This window comes from Sphingomonas glacialis (genome assembly GCF_006439055.1).
Classification (GTDB): domain Bacteria; phylum Pseudomonadota; class Alphaproteobacteria; order Sphingomonadales; family Sphingomonadaceae; genus Sphingomonas; species Sphingomonas glacialis_A.
In genome coordinates, this window is the sequence record NZ_RCZC01000002.1 from 770490 (window position 1) to 790312 (window position 19823).

The 19823-nt window shown below is 67.8% G+C and carries 15 protein-coding genes and 1 tRNA gene; 9 read left to right on the forward strand and 7 right to left on the reverse strand.

All coding sequences use genetic code 11. The features are described from left to right. The first annotated feature begins 33 nt into the window (after window positions 1–33). From EAH76_RS23900 to EAH76_RS07505, 3 genes are read left to right on the forward strand one after another with little or no spacing between them, the layout of a single operon-like run. The gene (locus EAH76_RS23900; protein WP_161988987.1) at window positions 34–381 is read left to right on the forward strand and encodes a hypothetical protein; all 348 of its coding nucleotides are present in this window, start codon (window positions 34–36) and stop codon (window positions 379–381) included. Window positions 382–423: 42 nt separating this feature from the next. Next, the gene (locus tag EAH76_RS07500; RefSeq protein WP_140849638.1) at window positions 424–1686 is read left to right on the forward strand and encodes a glycosyltransferase; all 1263 of its coding nucleotides are present in this window, start codon (window positions 424–426) and stop codon (window positions 1684–1686) included. Window positions 1687–1731: 45 nt separating this feature from the next. Beyond that, window positions 1732–4056 (forward strand): ATP-dependent helicase, encoded by a 2325-nt coding sequence (locus EAH76_RS07505; protein WP_140849639.1) that lies wholly within the window; start codon window positions 1732–1734, stop codon window positions 4054–4056. 178 nt (window positions 4057–4234) lie between these two features. On the opposite strand, the gene EAH76_RS07510 is transcribed toward EAH76_RS07505, so the two are convergent. Then, the gene (locus EAH76_RS07510; RefSeq protein WP_140849640.1) at window positions 4235–5128 is read right to left on the reverse strand and encodes a peptidylprolyl isomerase; all 894 of its coding nucleotides are present in this window, start codon (window positions 5126–5128) and stop codon (window positions 4235–4237) included. 111 nt (window positions 5129–5239) lie between these two features. Here EAH76_RS07510 and EAH76_RS07515 point away from each other — a divergent pair. After that, window positions 5240–5330: transfer RNA gene (locus EAH76_RS07515), tRNA-Ser, on the forward strand. Window positions 5331–5360: 30 nt separating this feature from the next. Here EAH76_RS07515 and EAH76_RS07520 read toward each other — a convergent pair. The 4 genes from EAH76_RS07520 to EAH76_RS07535 are packed head-to-tail and all read right to left on the reverse strand — an operon-like array spanning window position 5361 to window position 9577. Further along, window positions 5361–5864, reverse strand: a complete 504-nt coding sequence (locus EAH76_RS07520; RefSeq protein WP_161988988.1) for a YdcF family protein — start codon at window positions 5862–5864, stop codon at window positions 5361–5363. Between the two features lie 14 nt (window positions 5865–5878). Continuing rightward, the gene (locus EAH76_RS07525) at window positions 5879–7450 is read right to left on the reverse strand and encodes a cryptochrome/photolyase family protein (protein ID WP_140849642.1); all 1572 of its coding nucleotides are present in this window, start codon (window positions 7448–7450) and stop codon (window positions 5879–5881) included. 40 nt (window positions 7451–7490) lie between these two features. After that, window positions 7491–8504 (reverse strand): inorganic phosphate transporter, encoded by a 1014-nt coding sequence (locus tag EAH76_RS07530; RefSeq protein ID WP_140849643.1) that lies wholly within the window; start codon window positions 8502–8504, stop codon window positions 7491–7493. A gap of 8 nt (window positions 8505–8512) precedes the next feature. Further along, a complete protein-coding gene (locus EAH76_RS07535; RefSeq protein WP_140850412.1) occupies window positions 8513–9577 on the reverse strand; it encodes a DUF47 family protein in 1065 nt (354 codons plus the stop codon). A gap of 259 nt (window positions 9578–9836) precedes the next feature. Between EAH76_RS07535 and EAH76_RS07540 the strand changes: the two genes are divergently transcribed. The 4 genes from EAH76_RS07540 (at window position 9837) to EAH76_RS07555 (ending at window position 16144) form a co-directional block, all read left to right on the forward strand. Next, window positions 9837–10067 carry a hypothetical protein gene (locus EAH76_RS07540; protein ID WP_140849644.1) on the forward strand — a complete coding sequence of 77 codons (231 nt, stop codon included), beginning with the start codon at window positions 9837–9839 and terminating at the stop codon, window positions 10065–10067. Window positions 10068–10217: 150 nt separating this feature from the next. After that, window positions 10218–11498, forward strand: coding sequence for a DEAD/DEAH box helicase (locus EAH76_RS07545; protein ID WP_140849645.1), 1281 nt, complete (start codon window positions 10218–10220; stop codon window positions 11496–11498). A gap of 213 nt (window positions 11499–11711) precedes the next feature. Then, on the forward strand, window positions 11712–12968 hold the full coding sequence (locus tag EAH76_RS07550; RefSeq protein WP_140849646.1) for a TolC family protein: 1257 nt from the start codon (window positions 11712–11714) through the stop codon (window positions 12966–12968). Then, entirely contained in the window at window positions 12965–16144 is a 3180-nt protein-coding gene (locus EAH76_RS07555) for an efflux RND transporter permease subunit (RefSeq protein ID WP_140849647.1), read from the forward strand. Before EAH76_RS07550 ends, EAH76_RS07555 begins: the two co-directional genes overlap by 4 nt. A gap of 132 nt (window positions 16145–16276) precedes the next feature. Here EAH76_RS07555 and EAH76_RS07560 read toward each other — a convergent pair whose 3' ends face one another. Further along, complete coding sequence (locus EAH76_RS07560; RefSeq protein WP_140849648.1) at window positions 16277–16912, reverse strand: SOS response-associated peptidase family protein; 636 nt, start codon at window positions 16910–16912, stop codon at window positions 16277–16279. Between the two features lie 6 nt (window positions 16913–16918). Continuing rightward, window positions 16919–17590: an NADPH-dependent F420 reductase gene (locus EAH76_RS07565; RefSeq protein ID WP_140849649.1), complete on the reverse strand. Its 672-nt coding sequence runs from the start codon at window positions 17588–17590 to the stop codon at window positions 16919–16921. 187 nt (window positions 17591–17777) lie between these two features. On the opposite strand from EAH76_RS07565, the gene EAH76_RS07570 reads away from it, so the two are divergent. Next, the gene (locus EAH76_RS07570) at window positions 17778–19820 is read left to right on the forward strand and encodes a putative bifunctional diguanylate cyclase/phosphodiesterase (RefSeq protein WP_140849650.1); all 2043 of its coding nucleotides are present in this window, start codon (window positions 17778–17780) and stop codon (window positions 19818–19820) included. Window positions 19821–19823: the final 3 nt, after the last annotated feature.

Consider the following 19823-nt stretch of genomic DNA (forward strand, 5'->3'; position numbering starts at 1 on the left):
TTCGGTCGCGTCATGTGCCGTCGGCGTCTCGCCGTGGCGGGCCCCCTGTCAAAGAAAGCGCTTCACTTCAAGCGCCACGTCGCGGTGGCGGCCCTGGTGTGGGACGGGGAACGCGGCCGCATACGCGCCGACACCGCCCGAATCCGTTACCGCTACCGAAGGCGCCACGCGGTCAGCGTGAAAAGCGCGCGCAGTGCGGCCGCGGCATCGGCTATGCACGGCCCCGGTATCGTCGCGGCCCAGCGCCCGCCGGAAATAAAATTCCGCAAAATCATGCCGCTGCCCGCGGCGTGGCACCGCATCGATCGACCGCTTCGGCGCGGCCGCAGCGATCGCGCCCGCCACGAGATGCGAATTGCGTGCGACAGCCCGTCCCTCTAAGACACATCGGCCGTGACCGGGGGGCGCGCAGGAGAGATACGGGTGGGGACGGCATTCATCGCTGCGCGGCAAATCGACGGTGTCGAGCCTCCGCTGATCCCCGTCTCGCTTGCGCCGATCCAGAGTCCGCCCGCACCCCGGCCGCTGCGAATTCTGACCTATCTCTATAGTTTTGCGCCGGGCGGCGTCGAACGCGTCGCGGCGCGGCTGCACGCCGCGTGGAGCGGAGCGGGCGTCGATACGCAGATCGTCCTCGCCGATGCCAGCGTCGCGCCGCCGCAACCGGTGCGTGCGATGCGACAGGTCGGCCCGCGCGCCCGGAAGAGCCGTTTCGCCGGCTTCGTCGCGCTCGCGCGCGGGCTCCCCGCGGTGATCGACGCCGACCGGCCCGATGCGCTGTTCTGCGCTGGCAACACCTATACCGCGCTCGCGGTCGTGCTGCGGCTAATGCTGGGTCGGGCATGCCCGCCGATCGTCGCGAAGATCAGCAATTGCCTCGTGCGCCCCGACATGCCCCCGCTCCTGGGCCTCTTCTACAAGATCTGGCTGCGCATCCAGGGCCGCTATATCGACCATTTCGTCGCGATGGCGCCCGCCATGCGCGCCGAAATCGCGCAGCGCACCGGCGTGACGCGCGACCGTATCAGCGTGATCCCCGATCCGGCGCTGTCCGCGGGCGATCTTGTTCGGCTCGCCAGCGCGCGCGACGCTGTGGTGCGCGATCGCCCCGGTCGGCACTATCTCGCGGTCGGCCGGCTCGCCCCGCAGAAGAATTTCTCCTTGCTGCTCCAGGCGTTCGCGCAGGCGGCAGTCGAGGGCGACACGCTGACGATCCTCGGTGACGGCGTCGAACGCGCGATGCTCGAACAGCGCGCGGCCACGCTCGGGATCGCGCATGCGGTGCGACTGCCGGGCCATACCGACCCGCTCGACAATTGGCTGGCGCAAGCCGACGTGTTCGTGCTGTCCTCGATCTATGAGGGCGTCCCCGCGGTGGTGATCGAGGCGCTTGCCGCCGGCCTGCCGATCGTCGCGACCGATTGCTGCGTCGCGATGCCCGATCTGCTCGGTCACGGCGCGCTGGGGACGATCGTGCCGAACGGCGATTGCGCGGCGCTCGCGCGCGCGATGACGACGATCGCGCTCGACGACGCCGTGGTCGTCGCTGCGCGGCGTGCGTCGGCTGCGGCGTTCACGGTCGAGCATGCCGCGGGCGCCTATCTCGACGTGATCCGCGCGCTTGCCAGCGCGCGCCAAGCGTCGGCACGCGACGCGATCGCAGTACGCGCGCTCGCCGCGCCATAAGCGAAACGCTTGCCCGCACGCGCGCCGTTCCCTACCTGTTCACCGATGAGTCTCCCCGTTCCCCAAGACGCGCTTGCGCCCGCCGATCCGCCCTATCTGCGCGGCCTCAACGAACCGCAGCGCGACGCAGTGCTCACCACCGAGGGCCCCGTGCTGGTCCTCGCGGGCGCGGGTACCGGCAAGACCGCCGCGCTCACCGCCCGCCTCGCGCACCTTTTGAACACGCGGAAGGCCTGGCCGAGCGAGATCCTCAGCGTCACCTTCACCAACAAAGCGGCGCGCGAGATGCGGCACCGCGTCGGGATGCTCGTCGGCGACGTGGTCGAGGGGATGCCGTGGCTCGGCACCTTCCACGCGATCGGCGCGAAGATGCTGCGCCGCCATGCCGAATTGGTCGGGCTGCAGAGCAATTTCACGATCCTCGACACCGACGACCAGCTGCGCTTGCTGAAGCAGCTGATCCAGGCCGCCGATCTCGACGAGAAACGCTGGCCGGCGCGCTCGCTCGCCGGGCTGATCGACGGCTGGAAGAACAAGGGCCTCGTCCCTGCGCAGATCGATGCCGGCGAGAGCGAGCTCTACGCCAACGGTCGGGGGCAGGAACTCTACGCCGCCTATCAGGCGCGGCTGGTCGCGCTCAACGCCTGCGATTTCGGCGATCTGCTGCTGCACATGCTCGTCATCCTGCAGCGCGACCGTCATGTGCTCGCCGATTACCAGCGCCGCTTCAAATACATCATGGTCGACGAGTATCAGGACACCAACAGCGTCCAATATCTCTGGCTCCGCCTGTTGGCCCAGGAGCGCAAGAACATCGCCTGCGTCGGCGACGACGACCAGTCGATCTATTCGTGGCGCGGCGCGCAGGTCGAGAACATCCTGAAATTCGAGAAGGATTTCCCGGGCGCGAAGATCATCCGGCTCGAGCAGAATTACCGCAGCACGCCGCACATCCTCGGCGCCGCCTCGGGCGTCATCGCCAACAATAGCGGCCGCCTCGGCAAGCAGCTCTGGACCGAGCTCGACGCGGGCGAGAAGGTCAAGGTGCTCGGCGTGTGGGACGGCCCCGAGGAAGCCCGCCGTGTCGGCGAGGAAATCGACAGCTGCCAGCGCACCGGCAAATCGCTCGACGAGATCGCGATCCTCGTGCGCGCACAGCACCAGACGCGCGAGTTCGAGGACCGCTTCATCGCGACCGGCATCAACTACCGCATCGTCGGGGGTTTCCGCTTCTACGAACGCGCCGAGATCCGCGATGCGCTCGCGTACCTGCGCGTCGTCGCACAGCCCGCGGACGATCTCGCCTTCGACCGCATCGTCAACGTGCCGAAACGGGGCCTCGGCGACAAGGCGGTCGCCAAGATCCACCAGCTGGCGCGCGCACAAAACGCCCCGCTCGTCACCGCCGCCGCGCGACTGCTCGACACTGACGAGCTGAGCGGCGCAGCGCGCAAATCGCTCGGCAATCTCGTGATCGACATGGCGCGGTGGCGCGCGCAGGTGACCGAGCTGCCGCATGGCGAGCTCGCGCGCATCATCCTCGACGAGAGCGGCTATACCGCCGCGCTCCAGGCCGAGAAATCGGTAGAGGCGGCCGGCCGCCTTGAGAACCTCACCGAACTCGTCCGCGCGATGGAGGAATATGAGACGCTCGGCGCCTTCCTCGAGCATGTCAGCCTCGTGATGGATAATGAGGCCGCCGCCGAGGAGCCCAAGGTCACGATCATGACGATCCATGCCGCCAAGGGCCTGGAATACGATACGGTCTTCCTGGTCGGCTGGGAGGAAGGGCTGTTCCCCTCGCAGCGCTCGCTCGACGAGGGCGGCACCAAGAGCCTCGAGGAGGAACGCCGCCTCGCCTATGTCGCGATCACCCGCGCACGGCGCCGCGCGATCATCCTCCACGCCGCCAACCGCCGCATCTACGGCCAGTGGACGAGCAGCATCCCGAGCCGCTTCGTCGGCGAGCTCCCGCCCGAGCATATCGAGGCCGAATCGAGCATGGCGGGCGGCGAGAGCCTGTGGCGCGCCAATTGGTCCGAACGCGCCGATCCCTTCGCCGATGTCGCCCGCGGCACGGGTCGCGGCCCCGGCTGGCAGCGCGCGGCGGGCGTCGATACCGCGAAGCCCGGCGGCGGCTACACCAGCCGCACCTTCACCCGCGAGCCATCGCGCGTCCAGGAGTCCCGTGCCTCGGCGGTGAGCCTCGGCAACAAGGGCCGAGCGGACGTTTCGGTCGGGATGCGCGTGTTCCACCAGAAGTTCGGCTATGGCGCGATCGCCGAGATCGAGGGCAACAAGCTCGAGATCGACTTCGAGAGCGCTGGACGCAAGCGCGTGATGGATACTTTCGTGACGGTGGAGGCTTAGGCGGGAACCCCAGCGTCAATGCCGAACGGTCGACGCAAACCTAGCCGCCGGGGCCTCCGGATTGGGCGCGAGACGCTCGAATAGAGCGAAGCAGTCAGCGCCCTACTTCCAGCCGTTCCATCGCATTGGCCCGAGCCCGCCGCTTCACACGGACCGGGCAAGCACCGCGCAACAGCGCCTAGCGCGCCACCGCCCGCACCGGCACCATCACGTTACACAGATCCGTCGCGCCCGCCGGCACCGTGAAGAACGGCCCGCCACGATTGGCCCGCGCCTCGAGCGTCGCGGCAAAGACCGGCGCGTTAGGGCGCAGATATTCAAACGCCGGCCGCTCCGCTGCCGGCAAATCCGCCACGATCGCGATCCGCTTGATCGGCACGCGCTGCTTGGGATCCTCGTAAAGGCCAAGCCCCCCGCCCGTCCCGCGCGGCAAGGCCGACAGCGCGCCCATCCCGTCGATCACGCGCCCGACCAGCGCGATATTGCGGTCGAGATGGCGCGGTGCATGGCCGATCACGGTATAGAGATCGCCCCCCGTCCCGGTATCGGGCGCCAAATCGCGCGCCACGCCGACCATGCCATAGCAATGCGGCAGCCATTGCCGCGTGCCATCGCCCGCCACCGCCCAGCCGTTCGGCGTGAAGCCGGTCCGGCTGGCATAGGCATCGCGGTACGGATTGGCGACGGCCACGCCATGCGCGTCCCACGCCCATTCATATTCGGCCGGCGGTCGCCGATCGATCCCGGCGGCGGGCGCCTTCTTCTCGGTCGCATCGCCCCATTGCGTGACGTAATTGTCCTGCACGCGGTAGACGGTCGCGTCGTTCCACCAGCCGCTGCGCGCGATCGTGCGGATATTGGCGACATGCGCCGGCGCGAAGGCGGACGCGAGCCAGATCACGCTGCGATGCCCGTCGGCAAAGTCGATCAGCAGCAGATCCTGCGCGTCGATCAGCCCCCAGGCCGACGCCGGCGCGGCAGCCGCCAATTGCGCCGCGGTCGGCTTTGGGGCGGGCGCAGGCGCGGCCTGTGCGGCGGCGAGCAGGGCGAAGAACGGGAGGAGCATCGGCATCGTGCGAGACTGCCCGCTCGCGCCGGGATCGGCAATCCCCTCGCCGACGCAGCAGAGTGCTTGCGCAGCGGACGACGACGCTCTAGGGCGACCCTCCTGTCCAGGACATGCGGAGCGGTGGCCGAGTGGTCGAAGGCGCTCGCCTGGAAAGTGAGTATACGTCAAAAGCGTATCGAGGGTTCGAATCCCTCCCGCTCCGCCACTACCATCACCCCCGCGCGCCCATCACGCCTCACCCCCGCCGGTGCCGCCACAGCGCATGCACGCCCGCCACCATGTCGTACGGAATCGCTGCCAGCTCGCGCGCCCACATCTTCGCCTGGAGCGGCTTTGGACCGCGCGCGACCATGCGCACCGGGCGGCTGGCAAAGCCCATCACGCCGAACAGCATACGCACGCGCGGCTGGTGATAGGCATCGGTGCAGGTCCGGATCGCGGCATAACCGTGACGACGCGCATAGCTCGCTGCCGCCCGGACCGTCTGGAGCGTATCCGCGCTGACCTCGTCGAGGATGAGCCGATCGGGCGAAACCGCGTGCTGCAACAACTGCGCCATCACCGCCGCCTCGGAGGGTGGATGGGTCCCCACCCCGCCCGACAGGAACAGATCGACGCGCGGATCGGCCTGGGCGTCCGCGGCGGCATATCCGACGCGGCGTGCCAGCGCCGGGCTCGCGCTCCCGTCAGGCCGTACCGCCGCGCCGAACACGACGAGCAGGGTGCGACGGTTCGTCACAGCTTTATCGGGGGTCATCGATCCTCCGCTCCTGCTCCGCGCGCCCATCCGTCCGCCGCGGGCTCGAGCGTCGCGAGGAACATCCGCGCACTCGCGCGATAGGCATCGCGCACTTCGGGCTGCATCCGGTTCCACGTCGCATACATGTTGGCCATGCGGCGATTGCGACCGAAACGCGCTTCGTGCCGCGCCAGGAAATCCCAGTAGAGCGCATTGAACGGGCATGCGTCGGGGCCGACCTTCTTCTTCACGTCGTAGCGGCACTTCGCGCAATGGTCGGACATGCGGTCGATATAGGCCCCGCCCCCGGCATAGGGCTTGGTCGCAAGCCGCCCGCCGTCAGCGTGCTGGCTCATGCCGATGACGTTGGGCAGTTCGACCCATTCATAGGCATCGGCATAGACGACGAGGAACCAGTCGGCGACTTCCTGCGGGCGCACCCCGGCGAGCATCGCGAAATTGCCCAGCACCATCAGCCGCTGGATATGGTGGGCGTACGCGTTGTCGCGCGTGTTGCGGACCGCCTCGGCCAGGCACAGCATCGGCGTGTCGCCACTCCAGTAGAATTCGGGCAGCGGCCGCGTCGCGTCGAGCGCGTTGGCGCTGGCGACATCGGGCATCTCGAGCCAATAATAGCCGCGGACATATTCGCGCCAGCCGATCACCTGACGGATGAAGCCTTCCGCGGCGTTGAGCGGCACGGTGCCGGCGGCATAGGCGTCGGCGGCGGCCTGGGCGACCTCGAGCGGGGTCAGCAGGCCGAGATTGAGCGCGGGGCTTAGCCAGCTATGATAGAGCCAGTCCTGCCCCGTCACCATCGCGTCCTGATAGGTGCCGAAATCGGGCAAGGCCGTCGCGACGAAATGCGCGAGCGCGCTTCGCGCCTGCGCGGCGGTGACCGGCAAGGCGAACTTCTCCAGCCGCCCGAAATGGCCGGCGAAGCGCTCGACGACCAGCGCCATCACCGCCTCGGTCGTCGCGTCGGGCGCGAAATGCAGCGGCTCGGGATAGTTGAGTCCGCGCTTGGGCGGCGCGCGATTGTCCTTGTCGAAATTCCACTGGCCGCCCTCGGGCTTGCCGTCGGCGGTCATCAACAGCCCGGTCTTGCGGCGCATCTCGCGATAGAAATATTCCATCACGAGCTCGCTGCGCGCCTGCGCCCAGGTCTGGAACTCGAGGATCCCGCAGACGAAGCGGTCGTCGATCAGCATTTCGACCGGGAGACCGAAACGCTCGGCCCAGCCATCGATCATCCGACGGACGCGCCACTCGCCCGGCTCGACGATCCGGATCGCCCGCGGGCGATGCCGCTCGATCGCACGCGCGACCTCTCCGGAGAAGCTGCCGGTGTTGGCGGGATCGTCGAGCGCGACGTACTCCACGCTCCAGCCCGCGGCGCACAATTCGTCGGCGAAGTGGCGCATCGCCGAGAAGATCAGCGCGATCTTGCGTTTGTGGTGCCGGACGTAGGTCGTCTCGTCGGCGACCTCCATCAGCAGAATGACGGCGTCGCCTTTCGCGACGCCCTGGAGCGATGCGAGGTCGTGCGAAAGCTGGTCGCCGAGGATCGGAATGAGGATGGTCATCGCGCTCCAACGCCCGGCGTCGCGCCGGGATGCACCGCGGCTAGAACAGCGTCGTCAGCAGGTAGAACGCTGCCCCGACCAGCGCCGAGGCCGGGATCGTGATGATCCATGCGACCAGCACGTTCTGCGCCACGCCCCAGCGCACCGCCGACGCACGCCGCGCGACGCCCGCGCCGATGATGCAGCCCGTGATCGTGTGCGTCGTCGATACCGGAATACCGAGCAGCGACGCCGCGAACACCATCACCGACCCGCCGAGCGAGGCGCTGAACCCCTGATGCTGCGACAGCTTGGTGATGCGCGATCCCATCGTCTCGATGATCTTCCACCCGCCGGTCAGCGTGCCGAGCCCCATCGCGATGTAGCAGCTGATCGCCACCCAATGCGGCACTTCGAATTCGCCGTGCAGATAGCCGGTCGAAAAGAGCAGAACGGTGATGATCCCCATCGTCTTCTGCGCATCGTTGAGCCCGTGGCTAAGCGAATAGGTGCCCGACGAGATCAAATGCAGCGCGCGGAACGATCGCTCCGCGGTGCGATGCGTCGCGCGACGGAACAGCCAGCTCGAGACCAGCATGATCAGCATCGACAGGATCATGCCGAGCACCGGCGACAGCACGATCGCGATCAGCGTCTTGTTGAGGCCGCTCCACTGCACGCCGGTAATGCCCGCATGCGCGACCCCCGATCCGATCATGCCGCCGACCAGCGCGTGGCTCGACGAGGAGGGAATGCCCTTGAGCCAGGTCACGACGTTCCAGAACATCGCGCCGACCAATGCGCCAAACACCACCGCCGGCGTCACCAGTTCCTGCGCGATCAGCCCCTTCCCGATCGTCGATGCAACCGCGTGCAGGCTCGGAAAGGTGATCGTCAGGAAATAGGCAGCGAAGTTGAAGAAGCCGGCGAACAGCACGGCATGGACGGGCTTGAGCAACCGCGTCGAGACGACCGTCGCGATCGAATTCGCCGCATCGTGCAACCCGTTGAGGAAATCGAACGCGAGCGCGACGGCGATCAGGCCGATCAGCAAGGGCAAGGCTAAGGTGTACATCGCTCTGGTCAGGCGTGATCGATGACGATGCCATCGATTTCGTTCGCGACATCCTCGAACGCGTCGATGATCCGTTCGAGATGCTTGTACACCTCGCGCTGGACGATGAAGCCGAGCGTATCGCTCGCGCCGAGCTCCTTGAAGGCACGCTTGACGCCGTTGGTGTGGATCTCGTCGGCCTGGCTCTCCATGCGGACCATCCGTTCGGTCAGCTCGTGCAGCCGCGCGCCGTTGCGTCCGACATCGCGCAGCAGCGGCATCGCCTCGGCGGTGAGCCGCGCGGCATCGACGATGATCGCGGCCATGTCCTGCATTTCCGGGGTGAAGCTGCGCACTTCGTACAGGTCGATCGCCTGGACCGCGGCCTGCATCTCGTCGATCGAATCGTCCATCGCGCCGATCAGGCTGGTGATCGCACCGCGATCGAACGGCGTCAGGAACGTGCGGCGCACCGTCAGCAGCATTTCGCGGTTGATGTCGTCGGCATCGTGCTCGCGCTCGATCACCTCGCGGATATGGTCTGCAGCGGCGCCGGGGCCGGTCTGCAGCAACCGCGCGACCGCGTCGGCGGCGGCGCCGATCGCGACGGCATGCGCTTCGAACAGTTCGAAGAAGTTGCCGGTGCGGGGCAGGAGGCGCTGGAACCAAGCGAACATCGGGCTGACTTTCGTAGTTTTGGCGACGGCCGCCAGCACACCCTTGCGCTGTGCGGCGGTTTTGAATTCGGCGGGGCCGAACGATCGGATGAGATCGCGCAGGTCGCTCTCATCGACGGCCTTTGCCGCATCGGGGAGCGAGAACCAGCGGCGCTCGCGCTGCGACTGTTCCTTCCACGCGCTCAGTTCGTGGGTCACCGCCAGCGGGAAGACGTCGACATCGAACATCAGCGACGCGCCGTTGCCCTTGCGCTTGCGATAGCGATACGATCCGAGCGGCGTCGGGCAGACGAGCCCGCTGACGCCGGCCTCTTCCTCGGCCTCGACCGCGGCCGCGGTGTGGGAGGCCATGCCCGCCATCGGATTGCCCTTGGGAATGACCCATCGCTTGCTCTCCCGCGACGTGACCAAAAGCACGCGGACGGGTGCATCGATTCTGGTCCCCTCGGTGCGATAGGGCAGTGCTGCGATCTGGCGGATGATATGGCTCCCTGTATCGCCCTCCCGTATCGGAGCGGCACCGCGCCGCCAATACCCCTGTTCGGGCATGGTGCCTCGACCACTGCTGCACCGGTATGCGATCGGAGGCTTGCGTCGCGCGCCCGGTCCGGCGATGTCAGGGCAAGCCGTTGGTCGGAAGCGGTGCAGGATCAGAGCAGCGAACGATGCGAATCTTATGACGGCGCGTCCCCTATCGCCTTCTGAACCTGCCATATTGTTTCGGTCTCGCGCGGAATGGCCCGACGAGATCGAGCGCTCCGTGCGCGAACAAATCGGCGACGGGCCGTTGGCCAAGATGGTGCGCATCGCGATGACCGATCCCGACGACGAGCTGTGGCGCTATTCGATCAGCGTTGCGGGGCATGTGATTGCCGGCAAAGCGATCGGTGCGCTGGCCGTAAAATAACCTGCGTAGGTCGGTGTCGGCTAGTCACGTGCGCTAGCGCCGTGTTTGCAGATTGACGCAGTGCAGCATCGCACCTACCAGCGCGCGCTCCAACCCCCGCTAAGCCCGATCAGGCGCAGCTTTGCTCAGCGCCGGAGGCGCCGCGTGCCCATGACCATGACTTTCGCCGATCTCGCGCTTGCGCCCTTCCTGCTGCGCAGCCTCGCCGACCTCGGCTATGCCAAGCCGACGCCGATCCAGGCGGGCGCGATCCCGCTGTTGCTGCAGGGGCGCGACATGCTCGGCATGGCGCAGACCGGCACCGGCAAGACCGCCGCCTTCGCGCTGCCGCTGCTCCACCGCCTCGCCGAGGCGCCCCGCCCTGCCCCGGCGCGCGGCGCGCGCGTGCTCGTTCTCGCACCGACGCGCGAACTGGTGTCGCAGATCGCCGCCGGGTTCGAGAATTTCGGCGGCGAGCTGTCGCCGCGAGTCACGACGATCTTCGGCGGGGTCAGCGCGTTCCACCAGATCAAGGCGCTTGACGCGGGCGTCGATATCATCGTCGCGACGCCGGGCCGCTTGCTCGATCTGATCGAGCAGGGCGAATGCGACCTCTCCACGCTCGAGGCGCTGGTGCTCGACGAGGCCGACCAGATGCTCGACATGGGCTTCGCCAAGCCGATTGCGCGGATCGTCGCGACGCTGCCGGTCGAGCGCCACACGCTGCTCTTCTCGGCGACGATGCCGGCATCGATCACCGCGCTCGCCGACAGCCTGCTGCGTGATCCCGCGAAGGTCGAGATCGCCCCGCCCTCGACCACCGTCGAGCGGATCGCGCAATCGGTGATGTTCCTCGATGCGGCAAACAAGAAAGCCGCGCTGCTCGAACTGCTGCGCACGCCCGACATGGGCCAGGCGGTCGTCTTCACGCTGCAGAAGAACATCGCCAACGAAGTCTGCGCGTTCATCACCGAGGGCGGGATCACCGCCGAGGCGCTGCACGGCAACAAGTCGCAAGGGCAGCGCGAGCGTGCGCTTGACGCGTTTCGTGCGGGCACGGTCCAAGTTTTGGTGGCGACCGATATCGCCGCGCGCGGCATTGACGTCGATACGGTCACGCACGTCTTCAACCACGATCTGCCGAGCCTGCCCGAAAGCTATGTCCACCGCATCGGCCGCACCGGCCGCGCCGGGCGCAGCGGCCACGCGATCACGCTGTGCGACGCCGAGCAGCGCGCCTGGCTCCACGATGTCGAGCGCGAGATCGGCCAGACGCTGACCGTCCAGGACGATCACCAATGGCATTGCGAACTCGCCCGCCACTCGACCAAGCGCGCGCCCGTGCTCGGCGGTGGCCCGGTCAAGCAGGTCAAGGCGCCCAAGGAGCGCGAGCGCAAGGTCTGGACCGAAGAGGAAAAGGCCGCCGCGCGGATGGCGGCAAAGGCCGCCTGATCCGGAGGGCTCGTCCGGCACTGTGTGCCCGGACAGAGCGCAACGCCCCCGGGATGCGCCCGGGACCCAGATCCCAATCGATGCGATTCACGCCCCAGGCCGCGCCAGCCATGGCACATTTGACCGATGCGGACCCTTTCTGTCTGAACTCGTGTTTAGTCGACGCCAACGCCCGCGTCGCTAACGGGGGCGGCTCGGACTGAAGGAGCGATCATGCGGAATCTTGCCCTGGCGGTGGCGCTCGCTGCCACGCCGACGATCGCGGCGGCGCAGGAGGCGACGGGCCTGTCGCTCGACCGGCTCGCGCAGGACGTCATCACCAACAATCCCGAGCGGCAATTCTACCAGCGCCAGATCGAGACCGCCGGCGTCGAACGCGCTGCGGCGGGACGGTGGGCGGATCCCGAAGCGGTGGTCGAGTTCGGTCAGCGGAATGCCAACGACCGCAATACCGGGGCACTGCTCGGCGACGGGCAGACCTATGCCGTGTCGATCGTCCAGCCGATCGAGTTCGGCGGCCGGATCGCGCTGCGCCGCGCGATCGCCGAACGGCAGATCGACCTCGCCAAGATCGGCCTCCAGCAATTCGACGCTACACTCGCCGCGCGGGCGCGGTCGCTCGGCTACGGATTGTTCGCCGCCGACGAAAAGGCCGCCACCGCGCGGACCGTGGCGGCGCGGATGCGGGACCTTTCGCGCGTCCTCGTCGCACGCGATCCCGCCGGCCCTGCCCCACGGCTCGAAGCGGCGTCGCTCCAGGCCGGCGCGATCACCGCCGAGCGCACCGCGGCGATGGCCGACGCGGAGGCGAATTCGGCACTGTACGAACTCAACCAGTTGCGCGGGGCGCCGTTTACGTCGCGGATCCGGATCATCCGCCCCGACATGCGCTTGCCCGATCTTCCCTCGGGTGCAGCGCTCGCGGCGAGTGCGACCGCGAACAATTTCGAACTGAAGTCGCTGCGCGCGCAGTTCGAGCAGCAGGGCCTGCGCGTCGATCTCGCGCGCAAGTCGCGGATCCCGATCGTCGGCGTCGGCCCCTATTACGACCGCGCCCGCTCGGACATTCGCGAGACCAATTACGGGCTTCGCCTGTCGACCACGCTGCCGGTGTGGAACCGTCAGGCGGGCGACGTCGCCGCCGAGCAGGGCCGTCAGGCGCAGGCCAATGCCACGCTGATCAACGCCGAGCGCCGGATCGAGCGCGACGTGTTCGACCAGGCGGCGCAATATGAGGCCAAGCGCAAGGCGCTCGGCCAATGGTCGGGCAGCACCCCGCAGGGCTTTGCCGACGCCGCCGCCGATGCCGATCGCAACTATCGCCTCGGAGCGATTCCGCTGCAGGTCTACATGCAGATGCAGCAATCCTATATCGAGGCGACCAACGCCGTGCTCGATACGCGGCGCGAGGCACTCGAGGCGTTGCTCCAGCTGCGCGCGCTCAACGGCGGGGCCGCGCTCGCGCGATGATCGGCTGGTTGCTCGCCGTGGTGACTCGTCACCGGCTCGCGGTGGCGGTCGTCACCGCCGTGATCGCCATGATCGGCATGGGCGCTTATTCAGCGCTCAAGATCGATGCGATCCCCGACATCACCGGCGTCCAGGTCCAGATCAACACGATGGTCCCCTCGCTCGCGCCCGAGGAGATCGAGCGGCTCGCCACGCTGCCGATCGAACGCGCGATGGCGGGCCAGCCGGGCCTGCAGGAAACGCGTTCGCTGACCAAGACGGGGCTGAGCCAGGTCACCCTGCTGTACAAGGACGGCACCGACCAGTTGCGCGCGCGCCAGCTCGTCTCCGAGCGGATCCAGGCGGTGCGCGATCAGCTCCCGCCGGGCGCCTCGCCGCAGCTCGCGCCGATCACGACGGGCCTGGGCGAAATCTATTATTACACGCTCGAATGGAAGACCCCGCCGAAGGACTATGACGCGCAGCGCCAGCTGATGGAGCTGTACGAGGCGCAGGAATATACCGTGCGCCCGATGCTGCGCGCAGTGACTGGCGTCGCCGACGTCAATTCGAACGGCGGGATCGAGCAGCAATTCGTCGTCCAGCCCGACCCCGCACGCCTCACCATGCATGGCGTGACGGCTGGCGAGCTCGCCGATGCGGTCGGCAAGAATGTCGAGAATGCCGGCGGCGGGATTATCGTGCGCGGACCCGAGCGCTTCACCGTCCTGACCAAGGCGCGCGTCACCAATGCGACCGAGATCGGCTCGATCCCGGTGAAGTTCGCGGCCGGCGTGCTCCCGCTGCAGGTCCGCGATCTGGCGAACGTCGTGATAGGCTCTGCGCCGCGCCAGGGTGCCGCGACGCAGAACGGGCGCGAGACCGTGCTCGGCACGGTGATGATGCTCGTCGGGCAGAACAGCCGCGAGGTCGCGCTGCGCGTGCAGGATGCGCTGCCCGACATCCAGGCGGCGCTGCCCAAGGGCATGGTGCTCGACCGGCAGTACAGCCGCGCCGATCTGGTCGACCGCGCGATCTCGACGGTCGAGCATAATCTCGGCGAAGGTGCGCTGCTCGTCGCGCTCGTGCTGCTCGTCGTGATGTGCAATTGGCGCGCGGCGCTGATCGTCGCGCTGGTGATCCCGCTGGCCTTCCTTGTCACCGTCTCGGGCATGACCGCGATCGGCGTTTCGGGAAACCTGATGAGTCTGGGCGCGCTCGATTTCGGGCTGATCGTCGACGGGGCGATCGTGGTGGTCGAGAACAGCCTGCGCCTGCTCGCCGAGCGTCGCGGCGACAAGGGCGAGGATCTCACGCCCGAGGAACGCCGCCAGACCGTCGCCGATGCGGCACGGATGGTCGCGCGCCCGACGCTGTTCGGGATCGTGATCATCGCGCTGGTCTATGTGCCGGTGCTCAGCCTCGGCGGGGTCGAGGGCAAGCTGTTCCAGCCGATGGCGCAGGCGGTGATGCTTGCGATCTTCGCCGGGCTGATCTGGACCTTCACGATCGTCCCCGCGCTCGCCGCCTGGCTGCTGCGCGCATCCGCTGGCGAAGCTGGCGACGGCCGCAAGACGGGGCTGATCGGTTATGCCGAACGCGGTTACGTGCCCGTGCTCGAGCGCGCGCTCGCGCATCCCAAGCTGCTGGTACTGGGCGCGCTGATCCTGCTGGCGGGGACGTTCCTCGTGTTCCGCACGCTCGGTTCGCAATTCACGCCTCAGCTCGACGAAGGCTCGATCACCGCGATGGTCTATCGCCCGGTCGGCATGTCGCTCGACCGCAGCCTCGCGATCGAAGCGGAGACCGAGCGCCAGATCCGCCGCCAGTTTCCGCAGGTGACGCACACCTTCTCGCGGATCGGCACGAGCGAAGTCGCGACCGACCCGATGCCCCCGAACGAGAACGACCTCTACATCTTCTATGCGCCGCTGAAGGATTGGCCGACCGGCGAGGGCAAGCCCAAGACCAAGGAGGAGCTGGTCGCGGGGATCGAGAGGATCGGGCGGAAGGTCTATAAGGGCCAGACGTTCGAATTCGCGCAGCCGATCGAGATGCGCTTCAACGAGATGCTCGAGGGCGTCCGCGCCGACGTCTCGGTCAAGGTGTTCGGCGAGGATTACGACGTGCTCGAAAAGGCCGCGAAGCAGGCCAAGGCGATCCTCGAGAAGCAGCCGGGCACGGCGGGGGTCGAGTTCGAGACCGCCGGGCGCCCCAAGAGCATCGTGGTCGAGCTCGACCATGCCGCGCTCAACCGGCTCGGGCTCGACACCGCCGAGGTCAACAAGGCGATCACCGATGCGATCGCGGGCACCGAGGAGGGCTTCATCCCGCACGAGGAAGCGCGCCACATGATCGTCGTGCGGATGAAGGAGGATCTGCGTGCGGATACCGCTTCGATCCTCGCCCTCCCCCTGCGTGTCGGCGAATATGGAATGGTGCCGCTGTCGCGCGTCGCGCACCTGCGCACGATGCGGGCGGTCGAGCCGATCTTGCACGATGGCGGCAAGCGCCGTGCGGCGTTGATGGTCAATCTCAAGACCAGCGATCTCGCCGGTTACGTCAAGAAAGCGCGCGCCGAAGTCGAGCAGCAGGTCAAGCTGCCGCCGGGCTATCGCATCGAATTCGGCGGGCAGTTCCACCAGCTCGAGGCAGCGCAGAAGCGGTTGTCGATCGTCGTGCCCGCCGCGCTGATCCTGATCTTCCTGTTGGTCTATGCCGCGCTCGGCAGCGTCAAGGAGGCGGCGATCGTCTATACCGGTATCCCGTTCGCGGTGACCGGCGGCGTGCTGGCTTTGTGGCTGCGCGGAATGCCGTTTTCGATCACCGCGGCGATCGGGTTCATTGCGCTGTCGGGGATCGCGATGCTCAATGGGCTGGTGCTGATCGACCATATCAACAGCCTGCGCGATGGGCGCGACGGCGATGTGCTCGAGGTCGACGACGCGGTCCGCCAGGGCGCGCACGACCGGTTGCGGCCGGTGCTCTCGACCGCGCTGGTGGCCTCGATCGGCTTCGTGCCGATGGCGATCGCGAGTGGCGCAGGTGCAGAGGTTCAGCGCCCGCTGGCGACCGTGGTGATCGGCGGGATCGTCACTTCGACGCTGCTGACGCTGGTGCTGCTGCCGAGCCTGTATCGCTGGCTGGTGCGCGATGATGGCACGGCGAAGCGGAAGGACGAGGTGGCAGCCGACTGATCCCACCCCCCGGCCGTCACCCCGGCCGTCACCCCGGCCTCGTGCCGGGGGCCACCGTGATCCACATACTGCCGGTTCAGCGTACGCGGCACGGTGGGCCCCGGCACAAGGCCGGGGTGACGGCGGCGATGGCTACATCTCATCCCGCCGCGTCGGGAACACCGGGCCGCGGACCGTCATCCGCTCCGCCGGATACGGCCGCTGCAGCGCGACGACATCCTCATAGCTCCCGCGCAGCCAGCGCTCGTGATCCTCGGGCGCGAGGATCGTGACCATTGCCTTGGGATGGATCGGCGCGACCAGTGGATTGGGGTCGCACGTCACCATCGTGAAGCCGTTGCCCTTCGCTGTGCGCTGCCAGAAGCCCGCAACGCAGAACAACGGCTGGTCCGTCACCTGAAACCACATCTCGCCCTTGAGCGGCTTCTTGCCGTCGCCGAGATCGTGGGCATCCGGCGTCCATTCGCAGATTTCGGTGAGCGGGACGAGGCAGCGGTTCTCCGGCTGGGCGGCGAGCGCGCGCCATTGCGACATCCCGAGATTGCGCACGTTGGTCATCGGCCACGCCGCAGCGCCGCCGAGCACATCCCACGCCATGATATCGAGCCCGCGCCGCCCGTCTTCCTCGCGAACGACATAGGCCCGCCCCCGCGGCATCAGCTCGCGCGGGTTGAAGCGATTGTCGAGCGGCCGCTCGGTCTCGAACACCGTCGCGAGATCGGTGCGGAGCGTTTCAGGCTCGTAGCTCAGGCGCGCGCGGTTGCACATCGCCGGTCAGCTGGCCGGGCTGCCAGGCTTGGCGCGCCACTCCGCGCTGCGTTCGGGCGAGGCCCGATCAAGCGCCTCGCGCAAACCGGCCTTGGGCAGGTCCGCGCCATACGCCGGCGTGCCGGGCTGCTGGCGCCACGACCGCGCGATCGTGCCCGTGTCGACCGCGTCGAAGCCAAGTTCGTCGATCACCGCGATGACCGTAGCCTTGGTCGCGGCATCATCACCCGAGACCGGCAGCGCGATCCGGTCCGGCGTTCCGGCGGCCGCGCCGCTGCCGAACAGATGCTCGGCATGGATCGAGTTGAACGCCTTGATCACCGGGTGTCGCAGATGCCGCTCGACCCAGCCGCTCTCGGGCTCGCCCGCCTCGATCTCGGCGATCAGGCCGTCGCGCTGCTGCGGGTAGTAATTGCTCGTATCGACCAGCACCGGCACATTGGCGAAGATCGCAGGGTCGAGATCGGGGATGCTGCGCAGCGGGATCGCGACGATGACGAGCTCGCGATCCTGCGTCACCGCCCCGATCGCGACGGCGCGCGCTCCGGTTTCGACGGCGAGGTCGGCAAGCGATTCGGGCCCGCGCGAATTGGCGACCAGCACGTCATGGCCGAGCGTGCGCAGCCGCCGCGTCAATGTGCCGCCGATATGTCCCGACCCGATAATCCCGATACGCATGACGATACTCCTTCAGGACGAATGTAGGGAGCCGGCGCGCGCGATAAAGCCCGATCGCCATTCACCTCATCGGCAAACACCGGGCGTGCCGGCGCGCAACGTCCCTTTTCATATCAGGGCCGAAACATCCTCGCGTCCGCCGCGCTTTTTTTACCCGATCGTTACGGATGCTGTACAAGAGCGAGCTATGGCCGATCTCACCTCACCGCGCGAATCTCTCGTCGTGCCGCGCGCGTCGCACGCAGAGGCGTCGCCCGAGTGGTGCGTTCGCGCCGATCAGTTGGTTGCTGCGCAGCGCAGCGTGACGATCGCGTTGCCGATCAACATCTTGCTCACCCTCGTCTGCGCGGCCGTCGCCTGGCACGCAGGCAACACGCGTGTGGCGCTGTTCTGGCTGCTAGCGTCCGCGAGCGTGAATGCCGCCCGGGCGCTGCTACAATGGTCGACGCGCGGCCACCGCAGCGCAGCAACCTCACCCGTCGAGCCCGCCGCGGTCGAGCGGCAGCTGCGCGATCTGTGGCGGATCACGCTGGCATCCGGGTGCGTCTGGGCGATGCTGCCGCTGCTCTGCGGCTTGTATACCGCGCCCGAAGCGCTGTTCTTCCTCGCGGTCGGTTGCGGCATCACCGCCGGCGCGGTGTCGCATGGCGGCGCCTATGCGCGCGTGCCGATCGCGTTCATCACCCCGCCGATCGTCTCGAGCGCGGTTGCCCTGATCGCGGTCGGCGGGTTCGATCGTTCCATGCTCGCCGCGACGATGGCGATCTATCTGGCGGCGTTGGTCCTCACCGCACGCCGCGCCGAGGCCGCCTTCCGCCACGCCAGCGCGCTCGGCCATTGCATGGCGGTGCTCAACACCTCGCTCGAAACCGCGCATGCCAGCGCCCAGAGTACCGCCGAGGAAATGCGGTATCACGCCGATCATGACCATCTGACCGGCTTGCTCAACCGCGCCGGCTTCCTGCGCGCCGCCGCGGGCAGCACGCGGGACACGCGCGCGCCGACCTGCCTGATGCTGCTCGATCTCGATGGGTTCAAGGCGATCAACGACGTGTTCGGCCATACCATCGGCGACGAAGTACTGGTCGAAGTGGCGCAGCGCCTGCGCCGCGAATTGCCCGACGACGTGCTGATGGGCCGCTGGGGTGGCGACGAGTTCGCCGTGCTGCTTGCGGCGACCCCGGACGACATTTCGACGGTCGACCTCGCCGATCGGCTGATCGCCGCCGTCGCCGCGCCCTACCCGACCTTCGGGACGGTCGCGCGCGTTGGGATGAGTGTGGGGGTACATGTGTCACACGCCAGCGACATGCCCGAAATGCTGGCATGCGCCGACCTCGCGCTCTACGCCGCCAAGTCGGCGGGGCGGAACCGCTGCACCGTATTCGGCGACGATCTGCGCGATGCGCTCGACCTGCGGCGCGATATCGAGCGCGATCTGCCTGCGGCACTCGGCACGGCCGAGGTGTCGGTCTGGTTTCAGCCGATCTTCGGCGATGGCGGAACGCGCATCTTCGGGCTCGAGGCGCTCGTGCGCTGGCAGCATCCCACGCTCGGCTGGATCATGCCCGCCGACCTGATGGCGACCGCCGCTAAGGCCGGTTTCGCGCGGCCGCTGATGGACCTGATCCTCGACCGCGTTTGCGCGATGATCACCGCGCTCAGCGTGCGCGGGCTCGACCACATCACCGTTGCGATGAACGTCTCGCCGCGCGAAATGTCGCAGCTCCCGGTCGATCAAATGGTCCTGGCAGCACTCGCCGAGCGCAATCTCCCGCCTGCCGCGCTAGAGATCGAGATCACCGAGGAGACCGCGCTCGACACCGCCGATTGCGCGCGCAAGCTGCAGGCCTTGTCGCAGGCCGGCATCCGCATCGCGATCGACGATTTCGGGATCGGCTATTCGTCGCTCTCGCTGCTGCGCACGCTCAAGGTCGACAGCCTCAAGATCGATCGCTGCTTCGTCTCGGGGCTGACCGATTCCGCCGGTGATCAGGTGCTGGTCAAGGCGGTGCTCAATCTCGGCCAGTCGCTCCGCATCGACGTGACCGCGGAAGGGGTGGAGAGCATCGAGGATCTGCGGATGCTGCGGACCTTCGGCTGCCAGATGATGCAGGGGTATCACCTCGCCCGGCCGATGCCGATGACCGAGTGCCTCGCCTTCATCGCCGATGCCGAAGCGCAGTCGCTGCCACCGGGCACTGACGGCTTCCAGCGGGCCGCCGGGTAACGC